At 69.4% G+C, this 1,685-nt stretch carries 1 protein-coding gene and 1 pseudogene; both read right to left on the reverse strand.

Going from position 1 to position 1,685, the window contains the following annotated elements; all coding sequences use genetic code 11:
- Window positions 1-166, reverse strand: a pseudogene (locus tag AB0O29_RS35695) (2-oxoacid:ferredoxin oxidoreductase subunit beta); the annotation flags it as partial.
- Window positions 159-1,685: 2-oxoacid:acceptor oxidoreductase subunit alpha (locus AB0O29_RS35700; protein WP_365160537.1), on the reverse strand; the 1,527-nt coding region annotated here is incomplete at its 5' end. The gene AB0O29_RS35700 and the pseudogene AB0O29_RS35695, both read right to left, overlap by 8 nt.

Consider the following 1,685-nt stretch of genomic DNA (forward strand, 5'->3'; position numbering starts at 1 on the left):
GGCCGAGCTCGGGCATGAAGCCCTGGACGGCGGCGAGGACGGCGTAGTCCCCGCAGCCCGGACACCAGCGGACCTCCTGGTCCGACTTGAAGTCCTTCATCGACTGCTTGGCCTCGGCCTTGGGCACCAGCGAGAGCAGGGTGGGGGCGTCGGTCACCTCAGTCATTGATGGCCTCCTTGAGAACCGTCGCGAGCTGCTCCGCCTTGAAGGGCATTCCGTTGACCTGGTTGTACGACTGGGCGTCGACCAAGTACTTCGCCCGGATCAGGGTGGCCAGCTGTCCGAGGTTCATCTCGGGCACCACTACCTTGTCGTAACGCTTCAGGACCTCACCGAGATTCCTCGGGAAGGGGTTGAGGTGGCGCAGGTGGGCCTGTGCGACGGGGGTTCCGGTGGTGCGCAGGCGGCGGACGGCGGCGGTGATGGGGCCGTAGGTGGAGCCCCAGCCGAGGACGAGGGTGCGGGCGCCGTCCGGGTCGTCGACGTCGAGGTCGGGGACGGTGATGCCGTCGATCTTGGCCTGGCGGGTGCGGACCATGAGGTCGTGGTTGGCCGGGTCGTAGGAGATGTTGCCCGTGCCGTCCTGCTTCTCGATCCCGCCGATGCGGTGTTCGAGGCCGGGCGTACCGGGGACCGCCCAGGGGCGGGCCAGGGTCTGCGGGTCGCGCTTGTACGGCCAGAAGACCTCGGTGCCGTCCGCGAGCTGGTGGTTGGGGCTCGTGGCGAACTGGACGCTGAGGTCCGGGAGGTCGGCCACGTCCGGGATCCGCCAGGGCTCGGAACCGTTGGCGAGGTAGCCGTCGGAGAGCAGGAAGACCGGCGTGCGGTAGGTCAGGGCGATCCGGGCCGCGTCGAGCGCGGCGTCGAAGCAGTCCGCCGGGGTGCGCGGGGCGACGATGGGGACGGGGGCTTCGCCGTTGCGGCCGTACATGGCCTGGAGGAGGTCGGCCTGCTCCGTCTTGGTCGGCAGGCCGGTGGAGGGGCCGCCGCGCTGGATGTCGACGATCAGGAGCGGGAGCTCCAGGGAGACCGCGAGGCCGATGGTCTCGGACTTCAGGGCCACGCCCGGCCCGGAGGTGGTCGTCACGCCCAGCGCCCCGCCGAACGCGGCTCCCAGGGCGGCGCCGATGCCGGCGATCTCGTCCTCGGCCTGGAAGGTCCGCACGCCGAAGTTCTTGTGCTTCGACAGCTCGTGCAGGATGTCCGAGGCCGGGGTGATCGGGTAGGAGCCGAGGTAGAGCGGCAGGTCCGCCTGCCGGGCCGCCGCGATCAGCCCGTAGGAGAGGGCCAGGTTCCCGGAGATGTTGCGGTAGGTACCGGTCGGGAACGCCTTCGTCGCGGGGGCGACCTCGTAGGAGACGGCGAAGTCCTCGGTGGTCTCGCCGAAGTTCCAGCCCGCCCGGAACGCGACGATGTTCGCCTCGGCGATGTCCGGCTTCTTGGCGAATTTGTGCCGCAGGAAACTCTCCGTGCCCTCCGTCGGACGGTGGTACATCCACGACAGCAGACCCAGCGCGAACATGTTCTTGCTGCGCTCGGCCTCCTTGCGGGTCAGCCCGAAGTCCTTGAGCGCCTCCACCGTCAGCGTCGTCAGCGGCACCCGGTGGATGTTGTAGGCGTCGAGGGAGCCGTCCTCCAGGGGCGAGGTGTCGTAGCCGACCTTGGCCATCGGCCGCTTGGTGAA

The organism is Streptomyces sp. NPDC089915 (assembly GCF_040684675.1).
Taxonomy (GTDB): domain Bacteria; phylum Actinomycetota; class Actinomycetes; order Streptomycetales; family Streptomycetaceae; genus Streptomyces.